This is a genomic window from Sulfitobacter sabulilitoris (assembly GCF_005887615.1).
Taxonomy (GTDB): domain Bacteria; phylum Pseudomonadota; class Alphaproteobacteria; order Rhodobacterales; family Rhodobacteraceae; genus Sulfitobacter_E; species Sulfitobacter_E sabulilitoris.
Map to the genome: position 1 here is coordinate 656,802 of NZ_VANS01000002.1, position 26,229 is coordinate 683,030.

At 64.4% G+C, this 26,229-nt stretch carries 27 protein-coding genes and 1 other RNA gene; 14 read left to right on the forward strand and 14 right to left on the reverse strand.

Annotated features, from left to right (window positions below; genetic code table 11):
- Positions 1–196: 196 nt before the first annotated feature.
- A complete protein-coding gene (locus FDT80_RS11575) occupies positions 197–826 on the reverse strand; it encodes a ribonuclease T2 family protein (RefSeq protein ID WP_138662425.1) in 630 nt (209 codons plus the stop codon).
- Between the two features lie 128 nt (positions 827–954).
- Between FDT80_RS11575 and FDT80_RS11580 the strand changes: the two genes are divergently transcribed.
- Positions 955–1,737 (forward strand): DUF1013 domain-containing protein, encoded by a 783-nt coding sequence (locus FDT80_RS11580; protein ID WP_138662426.1) that lies wholly within the window; start codon positions 955–957, stop codon positions 1,735–1,737.
- Between the two features lie 146 nt (positions 1,738–1,883).
- On the opposite strand, the gene FDT80_RS11585 is transcribed toward FDT80_RS11580, so the two are convergent.
- The 6 genes from FDT80_RS11585 to FDT80_RS19205 form a co-directional block, all read right to left on the reverse strand.
- Complete coding sequence (locus FDT80_RS11585; protein WP_138662427.1) at positions 1,884–2,651, reverse strand: isocitrate lyase/PEP mutase family protein; 768 nt, start codon at positions 2,649–2,651, stop codon at positions 1,884–1,886.
- Positions 2,638–3,723, reverse strand: a complete 1,086-nt coding sequence (locus FDT80_RS11590; RefSeq protein ID WP_138662428.1) for a bifunctional transcriptional activator/DNA repair enzyme AdaA — start codon at positions 3,721–3,723, stop codon at positions 2,638–2,640. Before FDT80_RS11590 ends, FDT80_RS11585 begins: the two co-directional genes overlap by 14 nt.
- 174 nt (positions 3,724–3,897) lie before the next feature.
- Complete coding sequence (gene recR / locus FDT80_RS11595; protein ID WP_138662429.1) at positions 3,898–4,491, reverse strand: recombination mediator RecR; 594 nt, start codon at positions 4,489–4,491, stop codon at positions 3,898–3,900.
- A gap of 76 nt (positions 4,492–4,567) precedes the next feature.
- On the reverse strand, positions 4,568–4,912 hold the full coding sequence (locus FDT80_RS11600; protein ID WP_138662430.1) for a YbaB/EbfC family nucleoid-associated protein: 345 nt from the start codon (positions 4,910–4,912) through the stop codon (positions 4,568–4,570).
- Between the two features lie 71 nt (positions 4,913–4,983).
- Positions 4,984–6,747, reverse strand: coding sequence for a DNA polymerase III subunit gamma/tau (locus FDT80_RS11605; protein ID WP_138662431.1), 1,764 nt, complete (start codon positions 6,745–6,747; stop codon positions 4,984–4,986).
- Positions 6,748–6,790: 43 nt separating this feature from the next.
- A complete protein-coding gene (locus FDT80_RS19205; RefSeq protein ID WP_342777648.1) occupies positions 6,791–7,120 on the reverse strand; it encodes a DUF202 domain-containing protein in 330 nt (109 codons plus the stop codon).
- 63 nt (positions 7,121–7,183) lie between these two features.
- Between FDT80_RS19205 and ypfJ the strand changes: the two genes are divergently transcribed.
- The gene (ypfJ, locus tag FDT80_RS11615) at positions 7,184–8,026 is read left to right on the forward strand and encodes a KPN_02809 family neutral zinc metallopeptidase (RefSeq protein WP_138662432.1); all 843 of its coding nucleotides are present in this window, start codon (positions 7,184–7,186) and stop codon (positions 8,024–8,026) included.
- A 5-nt stretch (positions 8,027–8,031) separates the two neighbouring features.
- Here the strand turns inward: ypfJ and FDT80_RS11620 are convergent, their stop codons facing one another.
- The 3 genes from FDT80_RS11620 to FDT80_RS11630 form a co-directional block, all read right to left on the reverse strand.
- Positions 8,032–8,604 (reverse strand): TetR/AcrR family transcriptional regulator, encoded by a 573-nt coding sequence (locus tag FDT80_RS11620; RefSeq protein WP_138662433.1) that lies wholly within the window; start codon positions 8,602–8,604, stop codon positions 8,032–8,034.
- 95 nt (positions 8,605–8,699) lie between these two features.
- Positions 8,700–8,796: signal recognition particle sRNA small type (ffs, locus tag FDT80_RS11625), an RNA gene on the reverse strand.
- Between the two features lie 51 nt (positions 8,797–8,847).
- Entirely contained in the window at positions 8,848–10,668 is a 1,821-nt protein-coding gene (locus FDT80_RS11630; RefSeq protein ID WP_138662434.1) for a 5'-nucleotidase C-terminal domain-containing protein, read from the reverse strand.
- A 209-nt stretch (positions 10,669–10,877) separates the two neighbouring features.
- Between FDT80_RS11630 and nudC the strand changes: the two genes are divergently transcribed.
- Genes nudC through FDT80_RS11650 form a run of 4 tightly spaced genes read left to right on the forward strand, consistent with a single transcriptional unit; the run spans position 10,878 to position 13,162 of the window.
- Positions 10,878–11,846 carry an NAD(+) diphosphatase gene (gene nudC / locus FDT80_RS11635; protein WP_138662435.1) on the forward strand — a complete coding sequence of 323 codons (969 nt, stop codon included), beginning with the start codon at positions 10,878–10,880 and terminating at the stop codon, positions 11,844–11,846.
- Between the two features lie 41 nt (positions 11,847–11,887).
- Positions 11,888–12,370 (forward strand): SRPBCC family protein, encoded by a 483-nt coding sequence (locus FDT80_RS11640; protein WP_138662436.1) that lies wholly within the window; start codon positions 11,888–11,890, stop codon positions 12,368–12,370.
- 55 nt (positions 12,371–12,425) lie between these two features.
- Positions 12,426–12,734: a hypothetical protein gene (locus FDT80_RS11645; protein ID WP_138662437.1), complete on the forward strand. Its 309-nt coding sequence runs from the start codon at positions 12,426–12,428 to the stop codon at positions 12,732–12,734.
- Positions 12,722–13,162: a hypothetical protein gene (locus FDT80_RS11650; RefSeq protein WP_138662438.1), complete on the forward strand. Its 441-nt coding sequence runs from the start codon at positions 12,722–12,724 to the stop codon at positions 13,160–13,162. The genes FDT80_RS11645 and FDT80_RS11650 overlap by 13 nt, the downstream gene beginning before the upstream one ends.
- Before the next feature lie 14 nt (positions 13,163–13,176).
- Here the strand turns inward: FDT80_RS11650 and FDT80_RS11655 are convergent, their stop codons facing one another.
- Positions 13,177–14,022, reverse strand: a complete 846-nt coding sequence (locus FDT80_RS11655) for a prephenate dehydratase (RefSeq protein ID WP_138662439.1) — start codon at positions 14,020–14,022, stop codon at positions 13,177–13,179.
- Positions 14,023–14,145: 123 nt separating this feature from the next.
- Between FDT80_RS11655 and FDT80_RS11660 the strand changes: the two genes are divergently transcribed.
- From FDT80_RS11660 to FDT80_RS11680, 5 genes are all read left to right on the forward strand, one after another.
- Positions 14,146–14,655, forward strand: a complete 510-nt coding sequence (locus FDT80_RS11660; protein ID WP_138662440.1) for a c-type cytochrome — start codon at positions 14,146–14,148, stop codon at positions 14,653–14,655.
- 185 nt (positions 14,656–14,840) lie between these two features.
- Positions 14,841–16,778, forward strand: coding sequence for an extracellular solute-binding protein (locus tag FDT80_RS11665; protein WP_138662441.1), 1,938 nt, complete (start codon positions 14,841–14,843; stop codon positions 16,776–16,778).
- A gap of 4 nt (positions 16,779–16,782) precedes the next feature.
- Entirely contained in the window at positions 16,783–17,871 is a 1,089-nt protein-coding gene (locus FDT80_RS11670) for a microcin C ABC transporter permease YejB (RefSeq protein WP_138662442.1), read from the forward strand.
- Between the two features lie 3 nt (positions 17,872–17,874).
- A complete protein-coding gene (locus FDT80_RS11675) occupies positions 17,875–19,059 on the forward strand; it encodes an ABC transporter permease (RefSeq protein ID WP_138662443.1) in 1,185 nt (394 codons plus the stop codon).
- Positions 19,056–20,636 (forward strand): ABC transporter ATP-binding protein, encoded by a 1,581-nt coding sequence (locus tag FDT80_RS11680; protein ID WP_138662444.1) that lies wholly within the window; start codon positions 19,056–19,058, stop codon positions 20,634–20,636. Before FDT80_RS11675 ends, FDT80_RS11680 begins: the two co-directional genes overlap by 4 nt.
- A 22-nt stretch (positions 20,637–20,658) precedes the next feature.
- On the opposite strand, the gene FDT80_RS11685 is transcribed toward FDT80_RS11680, so the two are convergent.
- Positions 20,659–21,201, reverse strand: a complete 543-nt coding sequence (locus FDT80_RS11685; protein ID WP_138662445.1) for a cysteine hydrolase family protein — start codon at positions 21,199–21,201, stop codon at positions 20,659–20,661.
- A gap of 280 nt (positions 21,202–21,481) precedes the next feature.
- On the opposite strand from FDT80_RS11685, the gene FDT80_RS11690 reads away from it, so the two are divergent.
- Positions 21,482–22,384, forward strand: coding sequence for a LysR family transcriptional regulator (locus FDT80_RS11690; protein WP_138662446.1), 903 nt, complete (start codon positions 21,482–21,484; stop codon positions 22,382–22,384).
- 15 nt (positions 22,385–22,399) lie between these two features.
- Here the strand turns inward: FDT80_RS11690 and FDT80_RS11695 are convergent, their stop codons facing one another.
- Both FDT80_RS11695 and FDT80_RS11700 read right to left on the reverse strand, forming a co-directional pair.
- Positions 22,400–23,824: a D-alanyl-D-alanine carboxypeptidase family protein gene (locus tag FDT80_RS11695; RefSeq protein ID WP_138662447.1), complete on the reverse strand. Its 1,425-nt coding sequence runs from the start codon at positions 23,822–23,824 to the stop codon at positions 22,400–22,402.
- 237 nt (positions 23,825–24,061) lie between these two features.
- Positions 24,062–24,763 carry an HAD family hydrolase gene (locus FDT80_RS11700; RefSeq protein ID WP_138662448.1) on the reverse strand — a complete coding sequence of 234 codons (702 nt, stop codon included), beginning with the start codon at positions 24,761–24,763 and terminating at the stop codon, positions 24,062–24,064.
- 86 nt (positions 24,764–24,849) lie between these two features.
- On the opposite strand from FDT80_RS11700, the gene clpS reads away from it, so the two are divergent.
- Together clpS and FDT80_RS11710 are read left to right on the forward strand one after the other, a co-directional pair.
- On the forward strand, positions 24,850–25,191 hold the full coding sequence (gene clpS / locus FDT80_RS11705) for an ATP-dependent Clp protease adapter ClpS (RefSeq protein WP_138662596.1): 342 nt from the start codon (positions 24,850–24,852) through the stop codon (positions 25,189–25,191).
- Between the two features lie 6 nt (positions 25,192–25,197).
- Positions 25,198–26,199 (forward strand): class I SAM-dependent methyltransferase, encoded by a 1,002-nt coding sequence (locus FDT80_RS11710; RefSeq protein ID WP_138662449.1) that lies wholly within the window; start codon positions 25,198–25,200, stop codon positions 26,197–26,199.
- The last annotated feature ends 30 nt before the right edge of the window (positions 26,200–26,229 follow it).

Here is a 26,229-nt window from a genome sequence, read left to right on the forward strand (position 1 = left end):
CCGCGCGCTGCCACGTCGGGGCAACGCGTGGGCAGGAACAACGCGCTGTCGCCAAAGGGGCGTCTTCTGGCACGGTCATCGGCTCCTCAGCCTGTTCCGTGGCAGCAGGCCGTCCCGCCGTGGTTACATACCGTTTCTTTTGGCCTGAGATACCTCGGCCGGAGGCAGGATCGTTCTTGGTACGGCGTGCAATGCGTCAGCGGACAGGGGTGAAAAGCGCGTCCGTCAGAGCGCAATCGCGCACGACGTCCTGCCCGCAGGGCACCGGCGCAAGGTCGCGCGACAGGCAGATGCGGGCCTCCTGGATGTGGCCCGCCTTGCAGGTGATCGTCACGCCGTCGGCTTCCATGTCGGGGTTCGCTTTCATGAAGGCTTCTTCGACCACCCGCGCGGGCAGGCGGACCGCTCGGTCGAGTTTGCGAAAGACCTCCGGGCGCAGCACGCTGTCATAGGCGGCGCGCGACAGGGCGAAGTACGCCTGTGCCGACAACCCGCTGCACCGGCCGTGCTTTTTCCATTGATGCCAGGCCAGTCCGCTGGTGCCCATGATGTCGGCCATCGCTTCGGTCATGGTGCGCGACGGGCCGCGCTGCGATGTGGTGCAATAGCTGGGATAGCCGCGATGGTATTGCGGCCAGAGCCCGTGCAGTATCCAGCCGTGATCGTGCCGGGCGTCGCATTGCTCGGACCCGCGGGCGTCACCCTCGAGCGCGCACCAGTTGGGCGACCAGCTCAAGGATAGCACGTAATAGTCGAACGCGCCGGCGCGCTCGCCTTCGGCGGCCAGCGGCAGGGCCATCATCAGCCAGATCACGAGGGTACGCATTGAGGGGCTTTCTTTATTCGCTGTGTCTTACTATATAGGCCCCAAGTTCCCCCACAATGGAAACCGTTCCGGCCACCGGGACAGCCACTTCAGGCGACGGGGAAGGTATGCTTAGAGGAGCGACAGACATGGCACTACCGATCATGGCCAAGGCGACAGCCGTCTGGCTGGTGGACAACACAACGATCAGTTTCAAGCAGATCGCCGATTTCGTCGGCATGCACGAACTGGAAGTGCAGGGCATTGCGGACGGCGATGTGGCGCAGGGGGTCAAGGGCTTTGATCCCATCGCCAACAACCAGTTGACGCAGGACGAAATCGACGCCGCGCAGGCCGATCCGGCGCACAAGCTGCAACTGAAATTCAACGCCGCCGCACAGGGCGAGCAAGCCCGCCGGGGCCCGCGCTATACACCTTTGTCAAAGCGTCAGGACCGGCCGGCGTCGATCCTGTGGCTGGTGAAATTCCACCCCGAACTGACCGATGGCCAGATCAGCAAGCTCGTCGGCACGACCAAGCCGACCATCCAGGCGATTCGCGAGCGGACACATTGGAACATCGCGAACATCCAGCCGATCGATCCGGTTGCCCTGGGTCTGTGCAAGCAGTCCGAACTGGACGCCGCGGTGCAAAAGGCCGCCGCCAAGAAGGCTGCCGATGCACCCGTGATGAGCGACGACGAGCGCCGCAAGCTGGTCAGCACCGAGCAGAGCCTTGGCATGGAGGCAGAGCCCCGGATGCCCACGGCGATCGAAGGTCTGGAGACTTTCACCCTGTCTGGTGACGACGCGCAGGACGACGAGGAAGAGACCGCCGACAAGGGCGACTACTCGGATGCCGACAGCTTCTTCAAGCTGCCCGAAGGCAACGGCGAGGATGAAGAGGACGACGACGACGCGCCCAGCCGCTGATATCGTCTTGGCCACGACCAGTCGTTTGAACACCCGGTGCAGCGATGCGCCGGGTGTCATTGTTCCAGGCAGCCCGCGTCGCGCGAACGACCGCCATCAACCCCCCGAGGGATTGCCCCTGCCCCCAGTCGCGGCAGGCCGTTCGGTCAACCGGCGAGGTTCAGGGCGCGGTAGCGCGCCGCGAGATCGTTCATCGCCGCGGCATAGGACGCGGGCCCGAAGCTGATCCGCGAGACGCCGGCCTGCGTTGCTGCCCCGATCGTCAGATCGCCGGTCATCATCACGTTCACCGGCGTTTCGATGTCCCGGCACAAGGCGCCGATCAGGTCAGCATCGGTCAGCCCCGGTACAAAAAGACCATCCGCGCCCGCAGCGGCATAGGCGGCAGCCCGCGTTTTCGCTTCCTCGATCAATGCGGCGGGTTTGCCATCCGGACGGGCCTCAAGAAACAGGTCGGTCCGGGCATTGATGAAAAGCGGGACGCCCTCGCGGTCGGCGGCGTGACGCAATGCCGTGATCCGCGCCTCCTGGTCGGCCAGCGGGTAAAGACCCGATCCGCCGATCACGCGGTCTTCGAAATTGATCCCGATGGCGCCCGCGCGGACAAGCTGGCGCAGATTGTCCTGGAGCTTGTCGGTATCCTCGGCATACCCGCCTTCGAAATCGACACTGACGGGCAGATCGACGGCGGCTGCCATTCGACTGACGATGCCGAGCAGCAAGGCGAAGGGGATCGCCTGACCGTCCTCGAAGCCCTGCGCCGCGGCCACCGACCAGCTTGCCGTCGCGATGGCGGGCGCGCCGGCCCTGGCAATCGCTTCGGCGCCGCCTGCGTCCCAGACGTTGTAGAGGACCAGGGGATCGCCGGGCCTGTGCAGAGCCCGGAAATCGCGGGCCTTTTCAATCTGGGTCATGGTGTCCATCCCTGGGGTCAGCCGCTTTGTACTGACGTTCGATTTCAAGCAGCCGCTGCTTGCGCCAGAGACCGCCGCCGTAGCCGGTCAATGCGCCATCCGCGCCGATCACCCGATGGCATGGAATGACCAGCGCGATCTGGTTGGCGCCGTTCGCCCGCGCCACGGCGCGGATGGCCGAGGGTCGGCCGATGCGCCGCGCGATGTCCGAATAGCTTTGAGTGGTGCCCGGAGAGATCCGCCGCAGTTCGGCCCAGACCTGTCGCGAAAAGGCGGTGCCCTGCAGCGCAAGCGGGGTTGCGAAGCTGGCCGATTGCCCCGCGAAAAAGGCGGCAAGCTCGGACCGGATCATTTCCGTCGGGGAATGGGATCCGATGCCCAGATTGCCCTTGGCCTGTTGTGACAGGACGGCGATTTCGCGTGGCAGGGCCTTGCGGTCGATGAATTCCAGCAGATGCAGATGGGTGGCGCTGCTGATGGCGATCATGTCCCCCAGCGGCGTTTCGATCCAGTCGGCCAGCAACAGCGCCTGCGCCGTCAGGCTGCCCGGTGCGCGCCCCAGCAACTTGGCAAAAGCGGCGCGAAAGGCGCTGGGCGAAGCAAAGCCCGCATCGATCTGTGCCTCGATCACCTTGGCGCCCTGCGACAGCGCCGTGAACCCTTCGCGCAGGCGACGCTGACGCGCCATGTCGAGAAAGGTCATTCCGAAATGACGCTTGAAGCTTCGCCGCACCGTGGAGGGATCGAGGGTCATTCGCGCGATGTCCGTTTCGGTCCAGCGGTGCTCCGGTCTGGCCTCCAACGCGGCAAGCAGCCTGGCGATCACGGGGTCCGCCTGCGCGATCGGCTGCAGGGGGTGGCACCGCTTGCAGGCGCGAAATCCGGCGGAGATGCAGTCGCCGACGGATGGGTAGAAGCGGCAGTTTTCGGATTTCGGTTTGCGCGCCGGGCAGGTCAGGCGACAGAACACGCCGGTCGAGGAAACGCCGACATAGGCCTGCCCGTCATAGCGTGCATCACGGTCGAGAAGCGCACGGTAAAGCGTGGTGTGGTCAGGGAGATCAAAAAGCATGACCATTGATAGCCGATTACGTATCGCGGTGCCGCCGGAAATCGGGCGCGTATTTCAAATAGGCGGAATTTCTTGCAGACCTCTGACCGCCCGGCGAGGGGCGCGGATAATTCGATTCATCCACGCCGTTCGCTTTCAAGGAGACTCGTTACGGGTGCCGCGCGACCGAGCGGTTCAGAGCGCTTTACGGGCCCGCATGGCGGCGGTGATCGTTCCGTCATCGAGATAGTCCAGCTCGCCCCCGATGGGGACGCCCTGAGCGAGGGAGGTCAGGCGGGCCCGCCCCTCCAGTTGGTCGGCGATGTAATGCGCCGTCGTTTGCCCGTCGATCGTCGCGTTGAGCGCGAGGATCACTTCGTCGATCCCCTCGGAGGCCACGCGGTCGACCAGACGGGGAATGCGCAGGTCTTCGGGGCCCACTGCATCCAGCGCGGACAGCGTCCCGCCCAGGACGTGGTAGCGCCCCTTGAACACGCCCGATCGTTCCATCGCCCACAGATCCGCCACGTCCTCGACCACGCAAAGTTCGCCATTGGCGCGTTTTTCCGACGTGCAGATATCGCAGATATCGGTGGTGCCCACGTTGCCGCAGTTGAGGCATTCGCGGGCCGTGGCGGCCACGATCTGCATGACATCGGCCAAAGGCGTGAGCAGCAGGCTGCGCTTGCGGATGAGGTGCAAGACCGCGCGCCGCGCCGATCTGGGGCCAAGGCCCGGAAGCTTGGCCATCAGCTCGATCAGGGCGTCGATGTCCCTGGTGCTGCTCACGACGCTGGCCGGTGGCGCAGGGCGCGCCGAAAGAGAAATATGCCTCCGGCGGCGGTATTTATGTCCATTTGGAAGGTCAGAACGGCAGCTTCATGTCGGCGGGCAGACCCATGCCTTCGGTCAGTTTCGACATTTCCTTTTGCGCGCGTTCGGTGGCCTTGCCCTGGGCGTCCTTGATCGCGGCGAGGATCAGGTCCTCGACGACTTCCTTGTCGTCGCCGTTGAAGATCGAGGGGTCGATGTCGAGCGACTTCAGCTCGCCCTTGGCGGTGCAGGTCGCCTTGACCAGTCCCGCGCCGGCTTCGCCTTCGACCATGATGCTGTGCATGTCTTCCTGCAACTGGGCCATCTTGCCCTGCATTTCCTGCGCGGCCTTCATCATCTTGCCCATGTCACCCATGGCTCCTAGTCCTTTGAGCATCTGTCTCTCCTGTTGGTTTGGCTACGTCTTTATATGTGGGCCTGATCCCTGTCGGGCAAGAGCCGCTGCGCTCAGTTGTCCTCGAAGGGATCCCATTCGTCTTCGACTTCCGGCAGGGCCTCCTCGACGGCTGCGGCGGCGATCTGGTCGGGGGTGCGGATGGCCGTTATGCGGGCGTTGGGAAACTGGGTGAGCACTGCCTGCATCAGCGGGTGACCGGTTGCTTCCGCCTCAAGCGCGTATTGCTTGGCGTTCCGGACCTCGTCGATGGTCTTGCCGCCGCCGGAACCGACCACGGTCACGGCCCAGCGGTTGCCGGTCCACATCTGCAACTGTTGTCCGAGGCGTTGCGCGAGATCACGGGGCGCGCGATCGGTGGGTTCGAATTCGATGCGGCCCGGCCGGTACGAGACAAGCCGGACATCGGTTTCGACATCCGCCAGCAGTTTCCCGTTGCGATTGATGCGGATCAGTTCGACCACATGTTCGAACGTCGGAAAGCGCGCCAGCGCGGCGTCGGCGTCTATGGCAAGGGCCGCGGAGGGACCGCCCGAACCGCCGGAGACGGCGCCGGTGTCGCGCCGATACTGTGTCGGTGCCGGGGCGGTGGTCTGTGCCGCGGCGCCGGTGCCACCCGCCTGGCCGCCACCGGGGGGTGCGGGCGGCGGGGTCTGGCCGTTGAGCTTGCGCACCAGTTCTTCGGGGGAGGGGAGATCCGCGACATGCGTCAGCCGGATGATCGCCATCTCGGCGGCCATCATCGCGTTCGGGGCGCTTGCGACCTCATCCAGCGCCTTCAGGAGCATCTGCCACAGGCGCGTCAGCACGCGCATCGGAAGGGTTTCGGCCATCTGCAGTCCGCGGGCGCGTTCGTCCGGCGATACGGTGGGGTCCTCGGCGGCTTCGGGCGTGATCTTGACCACAGAGACCCAGTGGGTGATTTCCGCCAGATCGCGCAGCACCGCCATGGGGTCGGCGCCGTCGGCATACTGCCCGCTGAGTTCGGTCAGGGCACCCGCCGCGTCGCCGCGCAGGATCATGTCGAACAGATCGAGCACGCGGCCCCGGTCGGCCAGCCCCAGCATTGCGCGGACCTGCGCCGCGGTGGTTTCACCCGCACCGTGGCTGATCGCCTGATCCAGGAGCGATGTCGCGTCACGCGCCGACCCTTCGGCGGCGCGGGTGATGAGCGCCATTGCGTCCTCGGCGATGTCGGCCTGCTCTGCGGTGGCGATCTTTTTCAGCAGCGCGATCATCACTTCCGGTTCGATCCGGCGGAGGTCGAATCGCTGGCAGCGCGACAGCACCGTGACCGGCACCTTGCGGATCTCGGTCGTGGCAAAGATGAACTTTACATGCGCGGGGGGCTCTTCCAGTGTTTTCAAAAGCGCGTTGAAGGCCGAGGTGCTGAGCATGTGCACCTCGTCGATGATGTAGATCTTGTACCGGGCGCTGGCCGCGCGGTAATGCACGCTGTCGATGATCTCGCGGATGTCGCCCACGCCGGTCCGCGAGGCCGCGTCCATCTCCATGACATCGACATGGCGGCCTTCCATGATGGCGACGCAGTGTTCGCATTGACCGCAGGGGTTTGTCGTGGGCCCGCCCGTACCATCCGGCCCGATGCAATTCATGCCCTTAGCGATGATCCGGGCCGTGGTGGTTTTGCCGGTGCCGCGGATGCCCGTCATGATGAAGGCCTGCGCGATGCGGTCGGCGGCAAATGCGTTCTTGAGGGTGCGCACCATTGCGTCCTGGCCCACCAGATCGGCAAAGGTTTCAGGCCGGTATTTGCGGGCCAGAACCTGATAGGCGGTTTGCGGGGCGTCGGTCATGGGCAGCCTTGTTCAGGGGGGATTCGCGAGGGTCGCGGCCAAACTATGACGCCCGCGCGCCAAGGTCCACTAGAGCCACCAAAGAATGGCCCCGGTCGCCAATGCCGCGTGCGACAGAACGATGCTCGCCAGGGTCACGTGTCGGGTGGGTCGAGCCTTGGCCTCGTGCTGGTTGAGGCGGTCCACAGTGGCCCAGGCCTGTCTGCGCGCGGCCCGGAAGATCAGCAACGCCGCCATGACGAGGATTTCCGCGCCCCCCGATCCAGGCCATTCCGGTGCGGATCCACCCGGCAAAGGTCCGCTCGTTGGCGAGTAAGCGGCGGTCGTTGGCCCGGTCCGTGCGATCTTTGGCCAGTTCGGTGCCGTTTGTCATGTCCCTATTGTGGTTCGGAAACTTTCGCTGGCAATATGGAATGACCAGGTCAGGAGGAAAACCATGCGGCTCAAGGGTATTCGGCGCAGTCGGAATGTCGAGGTGCGGCGCGGATCCGGCGGCGGGCGCGGGCGCGCGGGCGGGTTGGGCCTGGTCGGGGTTCTGGCGGTTCTGGCGATCGGATATTTCACCGGAATCGACGTGACGCCGCTGCTGACTGGCGGCGGAGGCGGCGCCCCGGTGCAGAGCCGGCCGGTGTCAGCGCAGGACGATGGCGCGACGCAATTCGTCAGCCAGGTTCTGGCCACGACCGAGGACGTCTGGGCGCAGGTGTTCGAACAACAGTTGGGCGGCCCCTACACGCCACCGCAACTGGTGGTGTTTTCCGGCGTCACGCGCAGTGCCTGTGGCGGTGCGTCGGGGGCGACGGGGCCGTTTTACTGTCCGGCGGATCAAAAGGCCTATCTGGATACAGAATTTTTCGACCTGCTGGCGCAGCGCATGGGCGCGGGCGGCGATTTTGCCGCGGCCTACGTGATCGCGCATGAGGTCGCGCATCACGTGCAGAACCAGATCGGCGTTCTGGGGCAGGTCAACGAGGCGCGCCAAGGTGCCAGCAGGACCGAGGCCAATGCCCTGACGGTACGGCTGGAACTGATGGCCGATTGCCTTTCGGGGATCTGGGCCATGAACGTGAAGGGGTTGATGGAGCGGGGCGATCTGGAAGAGGCGCTGAACGCGGCGCGCAAGATCGGTGACGACTACCTGCAACGGCAGGCCGGTCAGGTGCCGCAGCCGCATACCTTTACCCACGGCACGTCAGAGCAGCGCGCGCGCTGGTTCAGGCAGGGGTTCGACACCGGCGACGTGCGCCAATGCGATACCTTCGCCGCGCGCACCCTGTAGCGAGATCAGGCTTCGGCGATGAGATCGGGCAGCGCCCGCAGTACGTCCGAGGACCGGCGCGCGCGGGCCAGAAGCCAGCCGCCCTGGATCAGAACGAACAGGTGTCGCGCCTGGTGGTCGGCGATGTCCGGAGCAAGGCCGAAACGGTCGGCGTGATCGTGCACTTCGGCGATCCACCCGTCATAGAGCCGCTGGGCACAGGCGCGGAAATCGGCGTTGTCGGGCCCCTCGAACAGCGTCGCTGCTATTGGGCAGCCATCCCATTTGCCGGACAGGTCAAAGAGCTTGGCAAGCTTGTGACACAGTGTGGTTGCGCCCGATTTGAACGTCGGCGCATCGGCGAAGCTGACGGCGATCAGGCGCAGCATTTCATCCGAGGCCCATGTGGCGGCGGCCAGGGCCAGGTCGGACTTGCCGTTCGGAAAATGATGATAGAGCGATCCCTTGGGCGCCTTTGCATCCGCCAGCAGGTCGTTCAGCCCGACGCCATGATATCCGCGCGTCCGAAACAACGTCGCCGCCGAGCGGATCAAACGGTCCTTGGTCGAAAGCGCGAGCGAAGGGGAGCGGGTGTTCATCGCGGCATTCTGGCAGAGCTGGACCGGACGGTCCAGTCACACCATCCGGGCGGTGCCGGACCGCATCAGGGCCCGACAGAAGAGGGGGAGGGGAGGGTGAGAGGCTGGACAACGACCCAAGCGGGGCTCGTTACGGCTGCTTCCTTCCGGATCTGACCGGGTTGGCGAGGCGCCTGCCCGCGCCAACCTCTCATGGCTGCATATAGGCAAGGCGCGCGCCCGGTGCAAGCCCCGCGGCAGACATCACAGCGACAGGCGCAGACGCAAGAACCCGTCTTCGGTCTTGCCGAGGGGGGTTGGTGCCAGATCGGCGATATCGGCAAGGTGGGTGATCGCGTCAGGGTGGGTGTGCAGCACGGCCTGAACGCCGAGACCCGGTTTGAACCGCCAGGGCGGCGCGCCGCGTACGGCGGCGCAGTCGGGGGTTCTGAGATACGCGACCAGCGCATCGCGCAGGGTTGTCTGGCCCCGGATCATCAGCGCGTCGTCGTCAAAGACATGATACCCGCCGCCGCCCGCCGCACGGAATTGCGTGGTGGCCACCAGAAAGGTCTGACCGGGCCGCACCGGCCTGCCTTGATAGGATACACCGCTGATCCGGTCGTGCGGGCGGGTCGGGTCGATGGTGTAATCAAGACCATAGAGCGTATCGAACCGAAAACCCGGCACGGTGGGATCGGTCAGCGGTTGATCGGGATCGCCGGCGCGCAGATGCGCAAAGAATCGCGCCGCGTGTTCCAGCCAGTTGATGACCTGTGCGCCGGTTGCCCGCACCGCCCAGACGTAGTTCGGATAGGGGCACAGGCCCGCGATATCGCGTTGCGCAACCGCGCCGCCGCGCAGGTGGATAAAGTGATCGGGCCCCGCATGACCGCCGGACAGGGCCGCATCCGCCGACGCGAGCACAGGCAGATCGGCATCCGGCCCCCCCGCCACCGCATCGCGGAGGACGGCCATTTTCGCCTGTGCGATCAACGCGGTGATCGGGCCGGGGCGGGCGCGCGCGAAATAGCTGTGCATCGTGGCCTTCAGGCTTCCGATCGGGGCGGCCAGGGCCTGCCGGGTCGCACTGTGGGCCGGGGTCAGCACGCCGACAAGATCCGCATCCTGCGGCCCGTCGCGCGGCGACGGTCGCAACTGCGTCTTGTGGGCGCGCGCACGCCACCGCCCCCCCTCGTGCACCAGATCCAGATCGATCACCGCCAGATCACGGCCAAAGGCGCCGGGCATTGCGGCGGGGGTTCCGTTCAGGGTGCCGTTGGACGGATCCGCGCCGGCGACACCCAAGTGATCCGGCCCCGGGAACCGGCGATGCGTATGCCCGGCGATGACCGCGTCGACACCGTCCAGCGCCGCGATGGCTTCGGCGGCGTTTTCGCTGCCCGGTCCGCTTGCGGGGCCGCCTATGCCAAGATGCGCCAGCACCATCACCAGATCGGCCCCGTCCGCGCGCAGCGCCGGAACGGCCGTGGCCAGTGCCTCGATCGGGGGCCGGGTGGCCGCTTTCTCGCCGATGTGGTGGCGGTTCCACTGCGTTGTCTGGGGCGGCAACACCGACAGAACGCCGATGCGCAGCGGCGGCGCGCCCGGGGCCGTCGTGCGCGCCATGTCGCGGGTCACGATGACGCCGGCCTGCAGGCGCGGCAAATCGCGGCATGCCAGGTTCGTGCTGATCGCCGGCATCCGCAAGTGCTGCATCATCTGCGCCAGATATGGCAACCCGTGGTCGAAGTCATGGTTGCCCAACCCGATCGCGTCATAGCCAAGATGATTGAGGCAGGCGGAAACCGGATTCGGCGGATCGGTGGGGGTCGCGGACAGGTGATCGCCCAAAGGCGTGCCTTGCAGCAGGTCGCCGTTGTCGAACAGGACGCATGCGGCACCTTCGTCATGCGCTTCGGCACGAGCGGTGGCGATCAGGGGGGCAAGCCGCGCCAGACCGCCGGTCGCCAGCGCACGGTCGGTGACATAGTCGTGCCCAAGCAGGGCCATATGAATATCCGTGGTCGCCAGCAGCCGCAGACGCCCGCCGACTGTGCCGGTTCGCGATTGGGAATTCGGCATCCCTACCACCCCTAATCAGAGATTTTCCGCCCCTCGAGACAACCTTAGCCTGTGTTGTGAACCTACAGAACGCAGCATGGGGTGCAAGGGCCGTTTCACGCGAACGCCGTCGGGGCGATTGCACGAGGGGATTGCACGAGCCAACCTTGCGTGCCACTCGTTGTGCCCGACAGCGCGGATACAGTAACGATCAACACGGACACAATCAGATGCGACACGCGGAAACAGTGACATTTGGCGGCTCCGCCTTTGACCGGGCGGGCGAAATCCGGGCAGATGACGCGGCGGTGGCGGCGGCCCGTTCACAGCCGGATGCGCGGGCGATCCTGTTCTGGCGGGGCAAGCCGCTGATCGCGCCGCAAAACCCGGCCGAGCTGGTGCGCCTGCCGTTGGATCATGCGGTGCTGGCCGGTGCGGCGGGTGACGTCATTCTGCTGGGTCGCGAAGACGGCGCGCCGCGGTTCGCATTCGATCTGGCGCATTGGGTGCCCGAGGGCGCGGACATGGCCACGCTCGGGGCGTTCCATGATCCGAGCGAACAGCGCCACCCGGCCCTGCCCGACACGATGGCCTTTGCCGAATTGCGCCGGGTCATGTCATGGCTCAGCCCGCGCGACGCCGAACTTGCCGCAACGGCCAAGGCAATATTGGGCTGGCACGAGGCACATCGGTTCTGTTCACGCTGCGGCGCGCCCAGCGATGTCCAGCAGGCAGGATGGAACCGCAGATGCCCGGCCTGCGGAACCTCGCATTTTCCACGCACCGATCCGGTGGTCATCATGCTGATCACGCGGGGCAATTCGGTGCTGATGGGGCGGTCGCCGGGGTGGCCGCAGGGCATGTATTCGCTGCTCGCGGGTTTTGTGGAGCCGGGCGAAACCCTGGAGGCCGCTGTCCGCCGGGAGGTGTTCGAGGAAACCGGGGTCGAGGTGGGCGCGGTCGATTACCTGGCCAGCCAGCCCTGGCCGTTCCCGGCGTCACTGATGTTTGGCTGCGCGGGCGAGGCGGTCAGCGAAAAGATCACCATCGACCCTGTCGAGATCGAGGATGCGATGTGGGTGCCGCGCGAGGAGATGATGCAGGCTTTTGCCGGTGACCACCCCACGATGCTGCCTGCGCGCAAGGGCGCGATCGCGCATTTCTTGCTGGAGAACTGGCTTGCGGACACACTGGATTAACGCAACTATAGCGTTAACCAACATTAAGAAACGAGCAGGCGATGAAATTTTCCACGAAAGAAGATATTGAAGCGCCGATTGATGCCGTGTTCGCGATGCTCTGCGATTTCGAAGGCTTCGAGCGGTCGGCGATGCGCCGGGGCGCCGAGGTGCAGCGCGTCGATACGCTGCGCAAACCAAGCGTCGGCATGATGTGGGACGCCGCCTTTGCCTTGCGCGGCAAGCAGCGTCAGGTTCGTATCGAGATGATCAAGTTCGATCACCCCAGCGAGATGGAGCTGCTGAGCACATCGACAGGGCTGTCGGGCACGATGCGGCTTGAGCTGATGGCGTTGGCGCGCAATCGGACCCGGGTGCTGGTCGATTTCGGGCTGGTGCCGCACAATCTGTCGGCGCGGCTTCTCGTCCAATCGCTGAAGCTGGCCAAGTCGTCCCTGACCAAGCGCTACAAACTGCGCGTCGCGGAATACGCCAAGTCGCTGGAAGATCGCTACACCTCGGGTACGGCACCGCAAAAGCCTTGACCGGTCGTATGCCAGCGGACATGTTTTTCCTATATTTTGATCGAGGGAGAGGCAGATGATTACATCTCGCAGTATGTTCGACGATTATTGTACGTCCGAAGGCTTTGACCGGTCGCCGTTGAAAAAGCTGGACCCGGCCGATCTGGCGTTCTTCCGGCAATCCTTGGATTTCGACGAAGCGGGCGGGCTGAGCAGGATCTATTTCGGCGATCTGGATCAGAAATGCGGATGCAGCGAAGCCGAACTGGCCCAGGTGGCGGCGCTGTTCGGGATCGACGAAAAGCGGTTCAAGCGGACCTACCATCATTTTGGCGACGGTCAGGGAAATTGCCTGCGCAGGGATTTCTGGTGGTGCCCGTACTGATGCTTGCGCGGGCGGGCGCGATGTCGCTGCTGCTGTTCGCCGCGTCCGGACTTGCGGCAGGAGGAGAAAGCGCGTTGCCTACCTATGGTTCATGGTCGGCCGAACACCAGGGCCGTCCGTTCGACTATATCTTTCGCCATGGCACCGACCGGCGGCTTGCGGTCGTGTGGTTTCAGGTCGATCGGCCCTCGGCCGGCGGCGGATGGAACGCCAACAGCGGCGAAGGCTACCGCGAATTTTCCGGCGCCGGGCGTGTCGGGTTCGCGATGACGCAAGACGGCGCCGCGATCGAGGTCGCAGGCACGCAGTTTGATCTGAGCGCGCCGCAGGTCATCGTCGTGCGCCACGGCGGGGCCGGTTTCGTCGCCTCTGCCCGACTGCTGACGCCCTCCGACATCGATGTCTTCGGGCTGCCATCGCACGGATAGCGGCGCGCGCGGGGTCAGTTGCGGTCGCGGTGCGCGGGATAGACGCCGAGGATTTCGATCATGTTGGTGAAGTAATCCAATTCCTCCAGTGCGCGGCGCACCGGCGGGTCCTCGGGGTGGCCTTCGATATCGGCGTAGAACTGCGTCGCGGTGAAAGATCCGCCGACCATGTAGCTTTCGAGCTTGGTCATGTTCACGCCGTTCGTGGCAAAGCCGCCCATCGCCTTGTACAGCGCGGCGGGTATGTTGCGGACCTCGAAGACGAAGCTGGTGATCATGCCGTGTGCGCCGCGTCGGGTATGGTCGGCCTGCGGCGACATCAACAGGAACCGCGTGGTGTTGTTGCCCTGATCCTCGATATGGCGGGCAAGAACGTCGAGGCCATAGATTTCGCCTGCCAGTTCGCTGGCCAGTGCCGCCATCGAGGGATCGCCAAGGGCCGCCACATCCTTGGCCGACCCGGCCGTATCCGCCCCGGTCACCCGCTTGATACCGTGCCCGGCCAGGAACGATTTGCACTGTCCCAGCAGAACGGTATGGCTCATCGCGGATTTCACGTCCGCGATCGCCGTTCCGGGCAGGGCCAGCAGATTGATATGCACCCGAACAAAGGCTTCCTCGATGATGTGCAAGCCCGATTGCGGCAAAAGCGAATGGATGTCGGCGACCCGGCCATAGGTCGAATTTTCCACCGGCAGCATCGCCAGTTCCGCGTCGCCGCGCCGCACGGCATCGATCGCATCCTCGAACGTGGCGCAGGGCACGGGCGACATGTCGGGCCGCGCGGTGCGGCAGGCCTCGTGGCTATAGGCGCCCAATTCTCCCTGAAAGGCGATGCGGGCGGGGGTCTGTGCGCTCATGTTCGGGGCTTTCTTGCGTCTTGAAAGGGCAGGCAGGGCGTTTGGTCGCGGTAACTACACCTTGCCAGCGCCAAGGTGAAGCAATAGATACCGCCCAAACGCATAGCAATGGACCTGACACCAATGTTTGACACGATGACCTTTACCAAAGTTGCAAGCGGCCTGTGCGGCGCCTTGCTCGTCTTCCTGCTGGGCAAGTGGGCCGCGGAGGAGATGTACCATGTGGAGGCGCATGGCGAAGCGTCCTACGTGATCGAAGTGGCCGAAGCCGAAAGCACCGAAGAGGTCGCGGGCGGACCGAGCTTTGACGAGGTTCTGGCAACCGCCGACATCGACAAGGGCGCCAACGTGTTCCGCAAGTGCAGCGCCTGCCATAAGCTGGAAGAGGGCGCCAATGGTGTCGGTCCTTACCTTTATGGTGTCGTGGGCCGCGATATTGCGGGCGCCGACGGCTATACCTCCTACTCCGGCGCATTGTCCGAAAAAGAAGGCGAATGGAGCCCTGAGAACCTGAACGGCTTTCTCGAAAAGCCGAGCGATTGGGCACCGGGTACGTCGATGGGCTTTGCCGGTCTGAGGAAGGTCGAAGACCGCGCCAACCTGATCGCCTATCTCGACAGCCTCGACAACTGATCCGGATCGTAACGACCGACAGGGGCCGCTTGCTGGGATGCAGGCGGCCTTTTTCGTGGGCAGGCGACGCGCGGCGGCCCCAAGATCACATTTTCGCAACTTGTAACTTGGCGCGTTGCCCCGTTAGCTTACATCCAATCACCACGCGCCCACAGATCCGGGCCCCCCACAGGAGACCGCGCCAGATGATACGATCCGCCCGCCCCGCGATGACCCGCAGCCCAAGCCTGACAGGGTCGCTTGTCGGGGCCGTGCTGATCTGGGCGCTCGCCGCTTTGGTCTGGGCCTCTGCCGCGCGCGCGCAAGACGGTGAAATGATCGTCAGCCATGGGTATTCGTTCTACGGCGATCTGAGCTATCCGCCGGATTTTCCGCATTTCGACTACGTGAACCCCAATGCCCCCAAGGGCGGCGAGATCGCGTTTTCCGCGCTGGGCACGTTTGATTCGATGAACCCCTACAGCCGCAAGGGGCGTGCCGGCACCTTGTCGTGGATGATCTACGAAAGCCTGCTGGGCGAAATGCCGGCCGAGGGCGGATCGGCTCCTGCGGATGCGTACGGCGAAGCATACGGTCTGCTGGCCGAGCGGGTGGAATATCCGGCGTCGAAGGAATGGGTGATTTTCCACATGCGCCCCGAAGCGCGGTTTTCCGACGGCACGCCCGTGACCGCGCATGACGTGCTGTTCAGCCATAACCTTTTGCTGGATGAGGGCCTGAAATCCTATGGTGACGCGGTGCGCAAACGCATCCCCAATGCCGAAGTGATCGACGACCATACGATCAAGTTCTTTTTTGCCGAAGGCATCTCCAGGCGCAGCCTGATCGACCAGGTCGGCGGCGTGCCGGTCTATTCCAAGGCGTGGTATGAAAAGACCGGTTATGGTCTCGATGAAAGCCGGCTCGATGTCTCGCCGGGGTCGGGGCCCTACATGATCGACAGCGTCGATGTGAACCGGCGGATCGTCTACAAGCGCAACCCGGACTATTGGGCCAGGGATCTGCCGATCAACGTGGGCCGCCACAATTTCGATACGATCCGGGTGGAATATTTCGGCGATGAAAATGCCGCCTTCGAAGCGTTCAAGGCGGGGGAATACACCTTTCGCACTGAAGGCAATTCGCGCCAATGGGCCACAGCCTATGATTTTCCCAAGGTCAACGAGGGGCTGATCGTCAAGAAGGAACTGCCCGACGGATCGCCGCCCACGCCCTCGGGCATCGTTTTCAACCTTGGTCGCGAGGTGCTGCGGGACAAGCGGGTGCGGCAGGCCGTTGCGCTGGGCTTCAACTTTGAATGGACCAACGAGAGTTTGCAATTCGGCCTGTTCAAGCCGCGTGCGTCGTTCACGCAGGACACCAAGCTGATGGCGGAGGGCGTCCCGCAGGGCGCCGAGCTTGCGTTCCTGAAGTCGCTCGGTGACGTGGTTCCGGCCGAGATGCTGACCGAACCGGCGGTCGTGCCGCATGAATCGAACGCGGATCGTCTGCTTGATCGTCGCAACCTGCGCCGCGCGATGAAACTGCTGGACGAGGCGGGCTGGCCGGTGGGCGATGACGGGCTGCGCCGCGATGCGCAGGGTCAACCGCTGCGCTTGACGTTCCTGCTCAATTCCGCCGGGTCGTCCACGCTGCGCGCGGTGGTCGAAAACTTCCTGTCCAACCTCGAGGCGATGGGGATACAGGTCACGCTGGAGGCGGTGGACGCCAGCCAGTACACCAGCCGCGAACGCGACCGGGATTACGACATGGTCTATGATTCCTACGCGGCGTTTCTGGGCACAGGCACGGGCCTTGCGCAGCGCTACGGGTCCGAGGCCGCGGAATACAGCTTGTTCAATCCGGCGGGCCTGGCCTCACCGATGGTCGATGCGATCATCGAAGCCTCGCTGCTGGCGCAAAGCGCCGAGGAAGAGGACACCACCCTGCGCGCGCTGGACCGGGCGCTGCGCTACGAATTCTTCATGATCCCCACGTGGTATAACGACAGTTTCTGGGTGGCCTATTACGACCAGTACGAGCACCCGCAGGTGCTGCCGCCCTATGCTTTGGGGTTCCTTGATTTCTGGTGGTACAATCAGGACAAGGCCGAGGCCCTGCGCGCCGCCGGCGCACTGAGGTAGACGCGTGGGCGCCTATATTCTTCGACGGTTGCTGCTGATCATCCCGACGCTGGTGGGGATCATGCTGATCAATTTCGCGCTGGTGCAATTCGTGCCTGGCGGCCCGGTGGAACAGGCGATCGCCCGTATTCAGGGCGGCGGCGACGTGTTCGAAGGTTTTGCCGGGTCGGGGGCGGACGCGGGCAATTCGGATCTGTCGAGCAACGACAGCCAATATGTCGGCGCGCGCGGCCTGCCGCCGGAATTCATCGCCGAGCTTGAGCGTGAATTTGGCTTTGACAAGCCGCCGGTTGAGCGGTTCCTGAACATGATGTGGAACTACATGCGGCTGGATTTCGGCGACAGCTATTTCCGGTCGATCTCGGTGATCGAACTGGTCAAGGAGAAGTTGCCGGTGTCCATCACGCTGGGCCTGTGGTCCACGCTGATCGCGTATCTGGTGTCGATTCCCCTGGGCATCCGCAAGGCGGTCAGGGACGGCAGCAGTTTCGACACCTGGACCAGCGGCGCGATCATCGCGGCCTATGCGATTCCTGGGTTCCTGTTCGCGATCCTGCTGCTGGTGCTCTTTGCGGGCGGGTCCTATTGGCAAATATTTCCGTTGCGCGGGCTGACGTCCGACAACTTCGAAGAGCTTAGCCTGCTGGGCAAGATCGGGGATTATTTCTGGCACATCACGCTGCCGGTTCTGGCCTCCACGATCTCGGCCTTTGCCACGCTCACGCTGCTGACCAAGAACAGCTTTCTCGACGAGATCAAGAAACACTACGTGATGACCGCCCGCGCCAAGGGCCTGTCTGAGCGCGCGGTGCTGTATGGCCATGTGTTCCGCAATGCGATGCTGATCGTGATCGCGGGCTTTCCGGCGGTGTTCATCGGTGTGTTCTTTGGCGGGTCGCTGATCATCGAGACGATCTTTTCGCTCGATGGCCTTGGCCGTCTGGGGTTCGAGGCGGCAGTCGCGCGCGACTATCCGATCGTGTTCGGCACGCTGTTCATCTTTGGCCTGATCGGCCTTGTGGTGGGGCTGCTGTCGGATTTGATGTATGTGCTGGTCGATCCGCGCATCGACTTCGAGCGGCGGGAGGGCTGAGCCATGGCGCAGATCGATCCCCTGCCGCAGAACGCCCCCGGCCAGGACGCACCGCCCCCCGTCACACAACAGCCCAAGCGCGGGTTCCTGTCGCCCCTGAACCAACGCCGCTGGCGCAACTTCAAGCGCAACCGCCGCGCGTTCTGGTCGCTGTGCATCTTTGCGGTGCTGTTCGGGATTTCGCTGATGGCGGAATTCGTGGCCTACGACAAGCCGATCCTGGTGCAATATCGCGGTCAGCTCTATACGCCGATCTGGAATTTCTATCCCGAGACCGAGTTCGGCGGCGATTTCCAGACCGAAGCGGTGTACCGCGACCCGGAGGTGAAATGCCTGATCGAGACCGGCGGGCTGGACCTGTGTTTCGACGATCCGGAAGGGTACATCGCCGATGCGCAGGATGGCGTGATCGCGGGAGAGACGATCGACAAGGGCTGGGCCATCTGGCCGCTGATCCCCTATTCCTTTGACACGGCGGTGGATCGGCCCGGCGCCGCGCCCCTGCCGCCAAATCGCCAGAACCTGCTGGGCACCGACGGGACCAAGCGCGACGTGCTGGCGCGGGTGGTGCATGGCTTCCGGCTGTCGATCTTCTTCACGCTGATTGTCACCGGGGCCGCCAGCCTGATCGGCATCTTCGCCGGCGCGCTTCAGGGTTTCTTTGGCGGCTGGCTCGATCTGATCTTTCAGCGGGTGATCGAAATCTGGTCCTCCACGCCATCGCTTTACGTGATCATCATCATGTTCGCGATCCTGGGGCGCAGTTTCTGGCTGCTGGTGTTCCTGCTGGTGCTGTTCTCGTGGACCTCTCTGGTAGGGGTCGTGCGGGCCGAATTCCTGCGTGCGCGAAATCTCGAGTACGTGCGGGCGGCGCGGGCACTGGGCGTCAGCAACCTGACGATCATGTTCCGGCACATGCTGCCCAACGCGATGGTGGCGACGCTGACCATGCTGCCCTTCATCATCACCTCGACGATCTCGACGCTGGCGATTCTCGATTTTCTCGGCTTCGGCCTGCCGTCTTCGGCACCCAGCCTGGGGGAGTTGACCTTGCAGGCCAAACAGAACCTGCAGGCGCCGTGGCTTGCCTTCACGGCCTTCTTCACCTTTGCCATCATGCTGTCGCTGCTCGTCTTCATCTTCGAGGGCATCCGCGACGCGTTCGACCCCAGAAAGACCTTTGAATGACCGCTCTACTGGATGTTCGCGATCTACACGTGCGGTTTCGGCAGGACGGCGCCGTGACCCATGCCGTGCGCGGGGTCAGTTTTTCCCTCGAACGAGGCGAGACGGTCGCGATCGTGGGAGAGAGCGGTTCCGGCAAATCCGTCTCGGCGCTGTCCACCGTGTCCTTGCTGGGCGACAGCGCCGAGGTCACCGGTTCCGTCACCTATGACGGTCAGCAGATGATCGGCGCGGACGAAGCGCGCCTGCGCAAGGTGCGCGGCAACGACATCAGCTTCATCTTTCAAGAGCCGATGACCTCGCTCAATCCGCTGCACACGATCGAAAGGCAGTTGGGCGAAAGCCTCGCGCTGCATCAGGGCGTGGCGGGGCCGCAGGCGCGGGCGCGTATCCTGGAGCTGATGGAGCAGGTGGGCATTCGCGACGCCGAAAGCCGGCTGACCGCCTATCCGCACCAGTTGTCGGGCGGGCAGCGGCAGCGCGTGATGATCGCCATGGCGCTGGCGAATACGCCTGACGTGCTGATCGCGGACGAGCCGACGACCGCGCTCGACGTCACGATACAGGCGCAGATCCTGGACCTGCTCAAGGATCTCAAGGACCGGCTGGGCATGGGGCTTTTGTTCATCACGCATGATCTGGGCATCGTGCGGCGGATCGCCGACCGCGTCTGTGTGATGAAGGACGGTGAAATCGTCGAAAGCGGGCCCACGACCGAGATTTTCGCCAATCCGCAGCATCCCTATACGCTCAAGCTGTTGAGCGCGGAACCTGCGGGACAGCCCGAACCGGTGCCGCAGGACGCGCCGACGGTCGTGGAAACGGAACACCTGAAAATCTGGTTCCCGATCCAGACCGGGCTGCTGCGGCGAACCACCGGATACGTCAAGGCGGTGAATGACGCGACCCTGCAGGTGCGCGCGGGCGAGACGCTGGGCATCGTTGGCGAAAGCGGGTCGGGCAAGACGACGATGGCGCTGGCGATCATGCGGCTGATCGCGTCCGAAGGCGCAATCAGCTACAAGGGCGAGGATGTGCGCGCCTGGTCGACGCGCGATCTGCGGCGGCTGCGCAAGGATATGCAGATCGTGTTTCAGGACCCCTTCGGCAGCCTGAGCCCGCGCATGACCTGTGCGCAGATCATCGCCGAGGGGTTGACGGTGCACAAGGTGGACCCGGACCGCGACCAGCGCGATCTCGTGCGCGAGGTGATGGTCGAGGTGGGTCTCGACCCGGCGACGATGGACCGTTACCCGCACGAATTTTCCGGCGGACAGCGTCAGCGCATCGCGATCGCGCGCGCCATGGTGCTGCGTCCCAGCCTGCTGGTGCTGGACGAGCCGACAAGCGCGCTCGACATGACGGTCCAGGTCCAAATCGTGGATCTGCTGCGCGACCTTCAGGCCAAGTACGGGCTGGCCTACCTGTTCATCAGTCACGACCTCAAGGTCGTGCGCGCGATGTCTCATCAGGTCATCGTGATGAAGGAAGGCAACGTGGTGGAGCAGGGCCGCTCGGACGATCTGTTCGAAAACCCGCAGACCGACTACACCCGCACCTTGCTGCAGGCCACGCACTGACGCGGCCTGCGGTATCGCGGTCTCAGTCGAGGTCGGCAGCCATCACCACCTTGCCATAGGACATGGACAGCGGCGCCATGAACGCGGCCTGAACCTGTTCGGCGGTCAGCTTGGTGTCGCCGTAGGCGATCGATTTCGCGCCGCACGCGTCGGCGACGAGCGTCACCTCGTAGCCCAAATCGCGCGCCGCGCGTGCGGTGGCGTCGATGCACATCTGGGTCATCGCGCCCACGATCGTGACTTTGGTGACACCCGCCGCCTGCAGACGCGCGTGCAGGTCGGTGTCGTGAAAGCTGTTGGGGCGATGTTTCAGCACCGTGGCCTCGCCGTCTTGCGGGGCGACGCTGGAGTGAATGTCCGCCCCTTGCGTGCCGGGGCGGAAAAACGGGGCGGTCTCGCTGCCGGCCTCGTGGTGGACATGGATCACCAGATCGCCGGCGGCGCGGGCGCGGTCCAGCACGGCGGCGGCGGTCTGGGCGACCTGCGCCATCTGGTCAACCGGCCAAAGGCCGCCGTCGAAATAGTCGTTCTGAATGTCCACCAGGATAAGCGCGCGATCTGTCATTGGGTCGTCTCCTAAAAAGTTTCGCGAAGGTTAGAACTTCGCCCGGTCAGTGCAACCTGTCTTTGCGCCGCGCAACCAGCGGCGCTCGGGCTTTGTTGCCTTGGCGGGAGGTGCATCGCGCAACGCGACGCTGCCGGTGCGGGTGGCGGTCATCAGGATTCTTGCATAAATTCCTAACATGGTCTGTCCTTTCGGTTATGTGTTTGTGCTTTCGCATATTGATGCAAAAGTGGATTCATGCGACTCATGCTTTGTTGTCGAATGTAAGGAAAAATAACATATGGATTGGCGCAGCCTGCCACCTTTGTCCGCGTTGCGGGCCTTTGCCGCTTTTGCCGAAGCGGGAAATGTGGTGGATGCGGGCGTGGCGCTGGGGGTCAGTCATGCCGCGATCAGCCAGCAATTGCGTACGCTCGAGACACATCTGGACGTGGCGTTGCTGGACCGCACCGGGCGCGCACTGCGCCTGACAGCGGCGGGCGATCAGCTTGCCAATGCATTGCGCGCCGGGTTCGCAGCGATGATCCAGGCGGCGCAGGAGGCCACGGGCGCACGCGATGCGCGGGCGCTGCAGATTTCGGCCACGCCGACCTTTGCGGCCAGTTGGCTGATGCCGCGCCTGCCCAGGTTCCGCGCGTTGCATCCCGACATCGATTTGATGCTGAACCCGACGCCGCAGATCGTCACACTCAGCGCCGATGGCATCGACGTGGCGATCCGCTATGGGGCGGGGCCCTTCGCCGGGCTCGAGGCGGAGCCCTTGCTGCAATCGCCGATGGTCGTGGTCGCGGCCCCGTCCCTGGTGGGCGATGCGCCGATCACGTCGCCCGAAGACCTGCGCGCCTTTCCGTGGCTGGAAGAATTCGGCACGACGGAAAGCAGCAACTGGCTGCGTCGTCAGGGCGTGGGGGGCGGTATCGCGAAGGGGTTGATGCAGGTGCCCGGCAATCTGCTGCTGGATGGTGCGCGCGACGGGCAGGGCATCGCCGTCACGATCCGCGCCTTTGTGGAGCCGGATCTGCAGGCGGGGCGGCTAAAACTTCTGTTCACCGAGGACAGGCCCGATGCGGGCTATCACATCGTCACGCGGTCGGGCGTTCCGCGCCAGGCGCTGCGCGATTTCCTGCGCTGGTTGCGCAGGGAGCGGGACGCCGATGGCGGAGCAGACGCGGCCCGCGCCTGATCGGGCAATGTCAGATCAGGAGGGCGGACCGATCATGAAGCAGCTGATATTGCGCGCCTGAAGCCTGCGGCAGGCCAGATCGGCGCTGTCGCGGGTCATGCCGAGGAAATTCGCGTCGAACCCCTGCGGGCGACGCACGACCTTGCGCAGGCTTCCATCCAGCGATGCCATTTCGGTCAGTGCCGTGGTCAGCAGAACGCGCTCGGCCTTGTACTTGCTGGGATAGCGACCGACGTTGATGCCCCAGTGCCGTCCGCCGGACGTTGACAGCCGCGTGACCACTTCGGGTTCCAGCGTTTTTTCGGCCGGGGCGCTGGCCATGACCAGGCTCGCCGGGCGCACTTCGGGGCGGATCGAGGTTGCCGCAACTGCCAGTGCCGTTTGCGTGTCTTCGGCGGCAGTCGTCTGTTGCGCCTCGACCAGAGCGGTCGTGATGTCTTCGGGCAGGACGGTCGTGGTGGGAACGACGGCTGCCATCAGCACCGGGGCGGTGCCGGGGCGCAGCACGGGGCGCTTGCTGGATTTGACCGCCGTCATGAGGCGGATCGTCTTGCCGGCCGCGCCGTCGTCGACGTTCGCATAGACCGGGGCGTCTGGTTTGTTGATCGGCGCCCGGCTTGGCGCGCGCCGAAAGCCCATGTCCAGAAGCTCGGCCACGCGGGCGTTGCGCGCGGTTGTCGATGTGCCGCCAAAGACCGTCGCGATGACGCGTTCGTGGCCCCGCTCGGCCGAAGCCACGAGGTTGAAGCCCGCCGCGCGGGTGTAGCCCGTCTTGATCCCGTCCGCGCCCTTGTAGGCGGCCAGCAGGCGGCGATTGGTGTTGGACACCTGCCGCACGCCCGCATCGGTCGAAGTGCGCGAGAACAGGTTGTAGTACTGGGGATAATCGTAAAGCAGGTGCCGCCCGAGTTCGGTCATGTCGCGCGCGGTGGACATGTGCCCGCTTTCGGTCAGCCCGTGCATGTTCTTGAAGGTGGTGCGGGTCATTCCCAGCGCCTTTGCCGTGCGGTTCATGCGCCGCGCAAACGCCGCCTCGGACCCTTCGATCGCCTCTCCGATGGCGGTGGCGGCATCGTTGGCCGATTTCACCGCGGCGGCGCGGATCAGGTAACGGAACGCGATGGTCTGCCCGGATCGCAGGCCGAGCTTGGAGGGCGGCTCCGACGCGGCGTTTCTTGAGATCTTGACCTTGGTGTCGAGCGAAATTTCACCCCGCTGCACCGCCTCGAACGCGATATAGAGCGTCATCATCTTGGTCAGCGAGGCCGGATGCAGCCGGGTATCGGCATTGCGCGAATGAAGCACTTCGCCGGTGCGCGCGTCGATCACATGCGCGGCATAGGGTGCCGCTGCCGCGCTGAGCGGGACAATCACCAACATCCAGACTGCAAGGAAAATGAATAGCCCTAGACGAGCCGGCCGCGCGTGCCGCACCTGCATGATAACCTGCCTTTTTTCTCTGCCTCGTGCCGCCGATTTTCTCGGCTGACCAAATTTATTGAGAAAACCGTAGCACAGGATGCGATCTCGATAAAGCCTGTGATTGCAAGGATTTCGGAGCGATTTTAAACCCGTTGGTCCAACATCTAGCGGGTGGTTCCTGCGCACCCCCTAAACCCGCGAATGTGGCGGGAATATGGCGGATGCGGGCTCATTTTTGCCGCATTTGTCTGGGTGCTAACCAAGCGCGCGTACCAGCCCCGGAAGGTCGGCAAGGCTGTCGATTTCGGCATAACGGCTGCGGTCTTGCGGGGGCGGCGCATGTTCGATGTCCCATGTGGCCCCATGTGGGATGAATACGCCCCAACCGCCCACGTCGATCATCGGGCGCACGTCCGATCGCATGGAGTTGCCGACCATCAGCCCGCGCGCGGGGCCGTCGCCATGTTGTGCAAAGATCCGTTCATAGACCTGGGGCGTCTTGTCCGACACGATTTCGACGGCGTCGAACAGATCGTCCAGCCCCGACTGCGCCAGCTTGCGCTCCTGGTCCAGCAGGTCGCCCTTGGTCACCAGAACGACGCGGTGCGTCGCCTTGAGGGTCGTCACCGCCGCATGCGCGTGGGGCAATAGTTCGACGGGATGGCGCAGCATTTCGCGGCCCGCCTGCAGCAATTCGGCGATGACGCTGGCGGGCACGCGGCCCTCCGTCACCTCGATCGCGGTCTCGATCATCGACAGCACGAAGCCCTTGATGCCGAACCCGTAGTGCCCCAGGTTGCGCTTCTCGGCTTCCAGCAGCCGTGCCATCAGCCTGTCCTGGTCGGTGTAGTCGCGCAGCAGGTCGGCAAAGCGCGCCTGCGTCAATTGAAAGAAGCGTTCGTTGTGCCACAGCGTGTCGTCGGCATCGAACCCTATACACGTGACCGATCGGCGCATCGTCGGGCTCCCCTCTTTTCTAAGTGGTCAGAAAAGTTATATACACTGCCAACAGACTCACCACCATGATCCAGACCGGAGCAGAAATGCACCTTGACCCGCATACGATGTCGGACCGATCAGATGACGACAACGACACGTCGCTTCTGACCGCGACCAAGCCCAAGACCAAGCGCCCGCCGCTCTACAAGGTCTTGCTCTTGAACGACGACTTTACGCCGATGGAATTCGTCGTGCATGTGCTGGAGCGGTTCTTCGGGCTCAATCATGCCCAGGCGTTCGAAATCATGCTGACGGTTCACAAGAAAGGGCTGGCCGTCGTGGGCGTGTTCAGTCACGAGATCGCAGAGACGAAGGTGGCGCAGGTGATGGATTTCGCGCGCCGCCATCAGCACCCGCTGCAGTGCACCATGGAAAAAGAAGAATAACACACAATGTTGGCGCAGCGTTTGTCCCTGGCCCTGGGTACGGGCGGTCTGGCGCTGCCTGATGGCGGGATCATCGTCGTGTTGCATCCCGGTGGACAGGCCGATCTGTCCGCCCTGCCGCGCGACCGCGTGGTCGTCGTGGCGCCGTTGAAACCCGACTTCGATCATTTCACCGCGCAGGGCTACAACTGCGTGGTCGATGCCGCCGAAGCGGGCGCGCCCTGTGCGGCGGTGCTGGTGTGCCTGCCGCGCGCCAAGGCGCTGGCGCAGACGCTGATCGCGCGCGCGGCGGCGCTGGCGCCGCAGGTGCTGATCATCGACGGGCAGAAGACCGACGGGGTCGATTCGATGCTCAAGGCGGTGCGCGGCCGCCTGGCGGTTCAGGGCCCCATCGCAAAGGCGCACGGCAAGATGTTCTGGGTCCGCGACCCCGCGGCCGACGCGGTGGCGGATTGGGCCGCCGGGCCGTCGCTGACCGCCGGTGGGTTCTGGACGGCGCCGGGCGTCTTTTCGGCGGATGCCGTCGATCCGGCCTCGGCGATGCTGGTGGACAATCTGCCGCCCAAACTGGGACGGTCCGTGGCGGACCTTGGCGCGGGGTGGGGATTCCTGGCGGCGCATGTCCTGACCCGAACGGATGTCGAGGTCGTGCACCTGGTCGAGGCCGACCACATGGCGCTCGAGTGCGCGCGGCGAAACGTGACCGATCCGCGCGCGTCGTTCCATTGGGCGGACGCAACCCTCTGGCAGCCCCCGCACAAGATGGACGGCGTGGTGATGAACCCGCCGTTTCACACGGGCCGCGCCGCCGATCCATCGTTGGGGCAGGCCTTTGTGGCGTCGGCGGCGCGGATCTTGGCGCCGCAGGGACAGCTTTGGATGGTGGCGAACCGTCATTTGCCGTATGAAACCACGCTAGAGGCGCATTTTGCGAAGGTCAGCGAACTGGGCGGCGACGCCCGGTTCAAGGTGCTGCACGCCGCGCGACCCGCGCGCAAACGGGGCTGACGCGCGTTTCGCGCCGCCACAGACAAAGGA